The sequence below is a fragment of the Janthinobacterium sp. AD80 genome, assembly GCF_002878455.1.
In the GTDB taxonomy this organism is placed as follows: Bacteria; Pseudomonadota; Gammaproteobacteria; order Burkholderiales; family Burkholderiaceae_D; genus Janthinobacterium.
The window spans coordinates 1-8,256 of the sequence record NZ_NRDQ01000217.1 but is presented as its reverse complement, the minus strand read 5'-3'; the positions used below and the strand labels follow the sequence as shown (position 1 = coordinate 8,256).

2 protein-coding genes are annotated in these 8,256 nt (G+C 69.1%); both read left to right on the top strand.

All coding sequences use genetic code 11. The features are described 5' to 3' along the window. The coding region (locus tag JaAD80_RS27255; RefSeq protein WP_374755286.1) for a FecR family protein at positions 1-439 on the top strand (439 nt) is incomplete at its 5' end. Positions 440-728: 289 nt separating this feature from the next. Continuing rightward, positions 729-8,256: filamentous hemagglutinin N-terminal domain-containing protein (locus JaAD80_RS27250; RefSeq protein ID WP_180979618.1), on the top strand; the 7,528-nt coding region annotated here is incomplete at its 3' end.

Below are 8,256 nucleotides of genomic sequence, written 5' to 3'. Positions count from 1 at the left end.
CGTGCAGGCGGGCGACGGCAGCGTCTCGGCCGGCAGCGCACGCTTCAATATCCGCCTGTTCGGCCAGGAAGTGTGCGTGACGTGCCTGGCGGGCCGCCTGCGCGTGGTGCAGAACGGTAACGATGCGGAACTGGCCGCCGGCGAGCAGCTGCGCTACCGTCCCGCGCATTTCGGCATCGCGCGCGCCGTGCGGGCGGGCGAGGTCAGCGCCTGGCGCCAGCGCTTGCTGGTGTTCAAGCAAAGCACCCTGGCCGAGGTGGTCGATGAGGTGAACCGCTACCGTCCCGGCAAGCTCATCTTGAACAATGACGTGCTGGGCAAGGCCCGCGTGCAAGCCAGTTTTTCGCTGGACCGCCTCGACGATGTGATTGCCCTGATCCAGGATGCGTACGGCGCGCGCGTGACGCGCTTGCCGGGCGGCATCGTGCTGTTCGGTTAGCGCACGCCAATGGCGCCCAGCGCCATGGCGGAGCGCTAAGGCGGGGCGCCAAGGCGGAGCGCCATTTATGACATTTTCATGACCTTTTGCAGTCCCGCCCCTTGTTCCCTGTCAATGCTGCTGGAAGCCGCGATTCCGTGCCTGCCGCCCGCCCCGTGCGTGCCGCGCGCCGCCTCGCGATATCGGTCAGCAACGGAACATGAAAAGGGAATGTCGCCATGCAGCGAAGCAAGTCGGTCACGAAACACGCATCCTCCTCCGCCATGGCGGGCAACCGGACCGGGCGCCGGTGCGCCTGAAACCGCTGGCGCTGGCCATCGCCATGCTGCTGCAGGCGGGCGGCACGCAGGCGCAGCAGCCGTTCAGCGGCGCCTGGTTCGCCGGCAAGGGCGCGCAGCAGGGCACGGCCGCCACCACGGGACGCTTGCCGAATGGCCAGGCCATCATCGCGCCGGACAATACCCAGGCGCAGCAGCAAAAAGCCAATGCCCAGCTGCAAACGTCGCTGAACAATCTGCAGCTGGCGGCGCGCGCCATCGCCGTGCAGCAGGCGGCCCAGCAGGCGGCGCGCCAGGCGGCCATCGCCGCCGGCTCGAGCGTGCCCGAAGGCCTGGCGGCAGGCGGTTTGCAAGTCGATACCAACAGCCTGACCGCCGGCTGGCTCAACGCGAACGGCCCCACGCAGGCACAGGCCGGCGGCAAGACCGTGGTTACCGTCAAGCAGACGGCTGACAAGGCGATCCTGAACTGGGAAAGCTTCAATATCGGCCAGCACACGACACTGCAATTCGACCAGGCGGCGAACTGGTCGGTGCTCAACCGCATCAATGATCCGCTGGCCCGTCCCAGCCAGATCCAGGGCCAGATCAAGGCCGACGGCACGGTGATGCTGGTCAACCGCAATGGCATCGTCTTTTCCGGCAGCAGCCAGGTCGATACGCGCAGCCTGGTGGCCGCCGCCGTGGGCATGAGCAACAGCCAGTTCCAGAAGGGGATCTACAGCGATACGCTCGGTTCCAGCTTCAAGCCCACCTTGGCCAACGACCTGGTACTCAATGGCAACGTGGCCACGCATGCGAATGCCACGGCCGACGTGGTGGTGCAGGCCGGGGCGCAGCTCAGCACGCGCAAACCGCAGACGGTGACGGAAGGCGGCGGCTATGTGCTGCTGGCCGGACGCGAGGTGCATAACGGCGGCAGCGTGTCGGCGCCGAACGGCCAGGTCACGCTGGCCGCTGGCGACAGTTTCGTCATCCGCAAGGGGCTGGGGACGGACAGCAATCAGACCTCGAGCACGCGCGGCAACGAGGTGGACGTCAAGTTCAACGCACAGAGCGACGCGGGCAAGGTGACAAATGCCGGCCTGGTGCAGGCGCTGACGGGCGACGTCACCCTGACGGGCCGCGACGTGCGGCAGGCCGGCGTGCTGCTCAGCAGCACCAGCGTCACCACGCGCGGTACCGTGCACCTGAAGGCCGATGGCAGCGACGGCCTGGTCACCCTGGCGCCCGACAGCCTGACGACGGTGCTGCTCGACGACAGCGGCGCCACGGCGCTGGACGTGCAGCGCGACGCGCTCATCAAGGATTCGGCGCTGCTCAGCGACGGCGCCTACAACCGCCGCGACCTGTCGCTGATCCAGATAGCCTCCGGCGGCGATATCGCTTTCGACACCGGCTCGCTGACCCTGGCCACGGGCGGCCAGGTCAATGCGCTGGCCGCGCGCCGCACGCAGGTGGCGCGAGGCGCCAGCATCGACGTCTCCGGCGCCGTCGGCGTTAACGTGGCGATGGCCTCGAACAATGTGCTGATCAATGCGCAGGGCAACGAGCAGCGCGACGCACCGGGCAACCGCGACAGCAAGGTCCTCAACAGCACCGACCTGTGGCTCGACCGGCGCGACCTGGTGCGCGTGGCGGCCGGCACGAATGGCTATGCGACCGACCGCTGGTACACGGCCGGCGGCTTGCTCGAAGTGAGCGGCTACCTCAACACCAGCGGCCATGGCATCGGCGAATGGGCGGCGCAGGGCGGCACCGTGGCGTTCCAGGGCGGCGAACTGGTGACCCAGGCCGGCTCTTTGCTCAATGTATCCGGCGGCACGTTTGACGTCCAGACGGGCATGGTTCGCCAGAGCTGGCTGAACGGCAAGGATGGCCAGCTCTACCGGCTGTCGACGGCGCCCGGCGACATGCTGTACACGGGCGTCTACCAGGGCTACGCGGCGCAGCACCAGCGCTGGGGCGCGGAAGTGACGGAAAATTTCGCCAGTCCCCTGGTCGGCGCCCAGCAACGGCTGGAAAACGGCTATACCGTGGGCCGCGACGCGGGCCGCGTGGTGGTGGGCACCCAATCGGCCGTGCTCGAAGGCGCGATCGAATCGAGCGTGTTCCAGGGCGAGCGCCAGCAGGACGCGCGCGACGCCACCCTCGACAGTTATCGCCAGTCGCAACTGGCGGCCGCGCGCAACGGCCAGCTGGTGCTGGGCCAGCTGGCGCCCGTGTATGACGCTGCCAGCGCGCAGCTGCGCGACAATCCCGCGGCGCTGCTGCAAGCCATCCATATCGGCAGCGGCGGCGTCGGCGCCGGTGAGCTCCAGCGCGAAGATGCCTTGCCCGAGAATCTGCTCGGCAAGACCTACCTGGACGCGGGCTGGCTCAATGCGCAAAAACTGGGCGGCATCAAGGCCTATGCCAGCGGCGACATCGAGGTCAATGCCGCCGTGCAAGTCGCACCGGGCGGCGAGATCGCGCTGCATGCGCCGCAGGTCACGGTCAACGCCGGGCTGACGGCGCGCGGCGGCAGCATCGCGCTGGGCGACATCGTCAGCAAGCAGGCCAACGCCACCAGCGGCTGGCTCGATACCACGGTCGCCACGCCAGCGGCCGGAGCCAAGGTGGGCATCGATGTGGCCGCCGGCGTGACGCTCGACACGCGCGGCCTGTGGAGCCAGCTCAAGCTGGATCCGGGCAATACGTCCGGCCTGCCGCATGTCAACGGCGGCGCGGTGGCGCTGGTCAGCAGCGGCAGCGTCAACCTGGCGGCCGGCAGCGCGATCGACACGTCCTCGGGCGCGGCCGTGCTGGCCGACGGCACGCTGAAAGGCGGGCGCGGCGGCGACATCACCTTGCGCGCGAACCAGAACGATATCAATGGCGTCAAGTCGGAGACGCTGGTGCTCGATGGCGAACTGCGCGGCTACGGCGCCAACGGCGGCGGCACCCTGACCATCGACAGCGGTACCGGCGTGGCGCTGGGCGGCGGCGTGCTGGCGGACAATGGCGTGTTGCCAGCAGGCCAGTCCGTACCCGTGCACCTGACCTTGGCAAAAGCCTTCACCATCAAGGCCGGCACCGTGCTCGATAGCGACTTCAGCTATGTCAGCACGCAGGTCCAGCCCGGCCAGCCGCTGCTGGACTTGCCGGACTTCAGCGCGGCGCGTCCGTACACCTTGCCGGCCGCCTGGGTGGTGCCGCCCGCCTCGATCAGCTATGAATACGTCACCGTCACCGGCAGCAACGGCATCGGCTACACCAGCGGCATGACCGTGCCGGCCGGCGTCACCCTGACGGGCGTGCGCGGCAAGCTCGGTTCGGGCTACCTGGTGCCGGCCAACGCCTTCCCGGACGGCATGCCGGTAGCCGCTTTCAACGCCAGGGTGGCTGCCGGCACCGCGTTCGCGTTCGACGTGACCCTGAATGCGGGCGATCGCCTGCTGGCCGGCAACCATGCGCCGCAGGACCTGGCCGTCAAGCCGCTGCTGGTGCTGGACAACACGCTGTTCCAGCGCGGCTTTGCGCACTACAACATCAACGGCCAGCAGGGCCTGCAGGTGGCGCAGGGCGCCAGCATCGACGTTTCCATGCCATTGCTGCGCGCCGACCTGGCGCTGGCGGACCAATTGCCGACCGGCGCCGATCCGGCCGCCGTGCTGCAACCGTGGCTGGCGCCGCTGTGGCAGGAAAATGCCGTGAAAGGCGTGCTCAAGCAACGCGCCGGCGCCGATATCGCACTGTCGGCCGGCACCCGCAACGCCAAGGCGCCGCTGGTCGTGGGCGAGGGCGCCACGCTGCGCGTGGACGACGGCAAGAGCATCAGCCTGACGGGCAACGGCCAGATCACCGTGGACGGCACGCTGAGCGCGGCCGGCGGCCGCATTTCCGTGTTGCCTGGCACGCTGGTGACCGGTGGTGAAATCAACCGTCCGGATGGCAGCGCCAACGCCCAGTCGATCTGGATCGGCGAGCGCGCGGTCCTCGACGTGGCCGGCCACGCGGCCACCGCCATCGACGCCCAGGGCGGCGTGTATGGCCATGTGGGCGCTGGCGGCAGCATCGAAATTGGTGCCAAACACAATCTCGACGCCACCCAGGTCGAGGCGGCCGACGCCTTCGTCATCGTGCGCCCCGGCGCGCGCCTGGAAGCGTCCGGCTCCGCCGCCCAGCTCGATCTGCCGGGCCAGGGCAGCGTGCTGGTGGCTGGCGACGGCGGCAGCATCGCGCTGAGCTCCTTCCGTGGCTTGCTGCTCGACGGCAGCATGCATGCGGCCGCCGGCGGAGCCGGCGCGTCCGGCGGCACCCTGGCGCTCAACCTGGAAGCGCCGAACTACGGCATCGTCGGCAAGCTCGACTTGAAGGGCCTGGCGGTGGAAGACGCGGTGCGCGTGCCGCGTGAAATGATTGTGTCCAGCATCCAGGGCGATAGCGGCCTGGCTGCCGACCTGCAGGTGGGCGACAGCGATCCGGCGCTGCGCTACGGTGTGGCAAAGCTGGGCGCGGACCGCGTGGCCGCCGGCGGCTTCGACCACCTGGCCTTGCTGTCAAACGGCTTGATCAGTTTTGATGGCAACCTCGACCTGTCGCTGGGGCAGAGCCTGCGCCTGACGGCCAGCGCCCTGGCCCTGGCCGACCATGCCGACACCGCCACCAGCGCGCAAGTCAAGCTGGCGGCGCCCTACATCCGCCTGGCCGGCACCAGCCGCACCCAGAGCGATGACCACCTGATGCCCAATCCCGTGCGCGGCTCGGGCAACGGCGGCGTCGGTGCCGGCAAGCTGGGCGTGCCCAACGTGGACGACCACGCCAGCCTGACCTTGCATGCCGCGCTGATCGACCTGAGCAATACCGTCAATGTCGGCAGCAACGGCGTGATCGCGCAAAACGTGGCCGACGACCTGGTGGTCAAGCGCGACGCCTTTGGCGAGCTGGCGCTGCGCTCGAGCGGCGACATCCGCATGCGTACGGCGGCCGCGCTGTACACGCCGGGCAACCTGACCCTGGCGGGCGCGCAAATCTATCCGGTGAGCGGCGCCACGGGCAAGGTGGAAGTGGGCAAACGCAACGTGATCGACGAATATGGGCAGCTGGCGACCGAGTTCGACCCTGCCCGCCGGCTGACCATCGAGCGCAGCGGCGACCCTGCCGCGCCGTTGCCGGCCTTGCCTTACTCTGTGTTCGGCTCGCTGGAGCTGGGCGCCGCCACGGTGAACCAGGGTGGCGTGCTGCGCGCGCCGCTGGGCAAGATCACGCTGGGCCAGAACACCTTTGGCGCGGTGACGGGCCACACCAATCTGCTGCCCGGCAGCGTGACGTCGGTCAGCGCGAACGGCTTGCTGATGCCGTACGGCGGCTCGCTCGATGGCCTGAGCTACATGATGGACGGCGTCGATGTCGTCTACAAGGGCGTGGGCAATGATCCGGCCGTCGTGCTTACCGGCGAACACGTCGATGTGCGCGCCGGCGCCGTGCTCGACCTGTCAGGCGGCGGCAGCCTCACCGGCGCAGCCTTTCTTGCGGGCCGCGGCGGCTCGACCGACGCCCGCCTCAACCCGCTGGTGCAGACCTCCGGCAAGGGCGGCTTCGTGCTGCCGGGCCTGGCCACCAATCCCGTCTACGCCATCGTGCCGGGCGCGCAGGCAGGCTATGCGCCCGTCGTCGCCGAGAACGGCGCCGGCGATCCCGCGCTGGGGCGCCAGATCACCATCGGCGCCGGCGTGCCCGGCCTGGCCGCCGGCACGTATACCTTGCTGCCGTCGAGCTTTGCGCTGCTGCCCGGCGCCTTCCGCGTGGAATTGAACGGCCTGGCCGCCGGCGGCTTGCCCGTCGGCTCGGCCACGGCCATGCGCAATGGTTCCTTCGCCACCGCCGTGCAGCTGGGCACCAGCAATACCGACCTGCGCACGGCGCTGCCATCGCAGGCGGTGCTGACGTCGGCTGACGTGCTGCGCAGCTATTCGCAATACAATGAAACGAGCTACAGCGCATTCGCGCTGGCGCAGGCCGTGCGCGACGGCGTGCCGCGCCCGCTGCTCGAACGCGACGCCAAGGCGCTGCACATCGAACTGGTGCTGCCCGGGGCCAGCACCGAGGACGCGCTGCGCTTTGCCGGCAGCGCCAACTACACGCCAGGCAAGGACGGTTTCGGCGGCAGCGCGCTGCTGCTGGGCGGCTCCGGCAAGAATTATGAAATCATCGGCAACGCTGCCGCGCCCACCGTTGGCTTCGAGGGGATCACGGTGCGGGCCGACGCCCTGAATGCCATCGGCGCCCCGCGCCTGGGCATCGGTGGCTTGCCCACCGTCAACTACAGCGGCGTTACCGGCAACCAGCAAGCCAATATCGCCCAGTTCCAGGGCGGCGTCGATAACATCGTGGTGCGCGATGGCGCCGTTCTCAAGGCCGGCGAAGTGTTCCTGGTGACCAACAGCAAGGCCGGCGGCATCGTCATCGAGCAAGGTGGCGGCATCAATACCCTGGGCCGCGGCAAGGCGGCCTGGGACTCGGGCGACGGCTACGTGTATGCGCCGGGCACGTCCAGCGTGCTGGCCGTCTCGAATGGCCGGCTCGACATGCTGGCGCCCGGCGTGAGTGCCGATCCGCGATCGGGACCGGGCCGCATCGACATCGGCGCCTGCGCGGAAGGCGTGGCGTGCAGTGGCAGCACTCCGCTGTATTCCGAGGGCACCATTGCCGCCGCCACCGACCAGAGCTTCAACCTGCGCGACGCCACCACCTATGGCACCCGCAACCTGGTGCTGGCCGTGGGCGGCATCAATGTGGGCAGCGCGGCGTCGCTGGCCGCGATGGCGGCGCGCGACGCGCTGCCGGCCGGACTGACCCTGAACCAGGACATCCTCGACCGCCTGCTGCGCGGCGATGCCAGCGTGGGTGCGCCGGCGCTGGAAAGCCTGGCGCTGACGGCGCGCGACGCCATCAATTTCTATGACAACGTCGAATTGTCGACCATTAACGCGAGCACGGGAAAATCGTCGCTGGAGCGGCTGGTGATCGGCACCCCGGCGATCTATGGCGCCGGCGGCAGCGATGCCGTGGCGCGCATCAAGACCGACGTGCTGGTATGGAACGGCGCCACCACGGCGCCGGGCCTGGTTGCCAGCGGCGGCGCCGGCAACGGCAGCGGGCGCCTGCAGGTTGACGCCCGCCAGGTCGAGTTCGGCTATGGCCCGAACAGCCGGCCCGACACCATCCACAGCATGGACCGCTTGATCCTCGGCTTTGGCGACGTGTCTTTCAACGCCAGCGAGCGCATCACCGCCAATCACACGGGATCGCTGTCGGTGTACCAGTCGCAAGGCGCGTGGGATGCGGACAGCAAGGGCTATGTGCGCAGCGGCGGCAACCTGCATCTCAACACGGCGCTGCTCACGGGCGCGGCCGGCTCCGTCAACAAGATCAAGGCGGGTGGCGACATCCGTGTCGCCAAGCCGTCCGGCGCCGCCACCACCGCGCCGGACGCGCCGCAACTCAGCTCATTCAACTCAGCGCAGCTTACGCCGATTGCGGCAGCTTGCCTTCAAG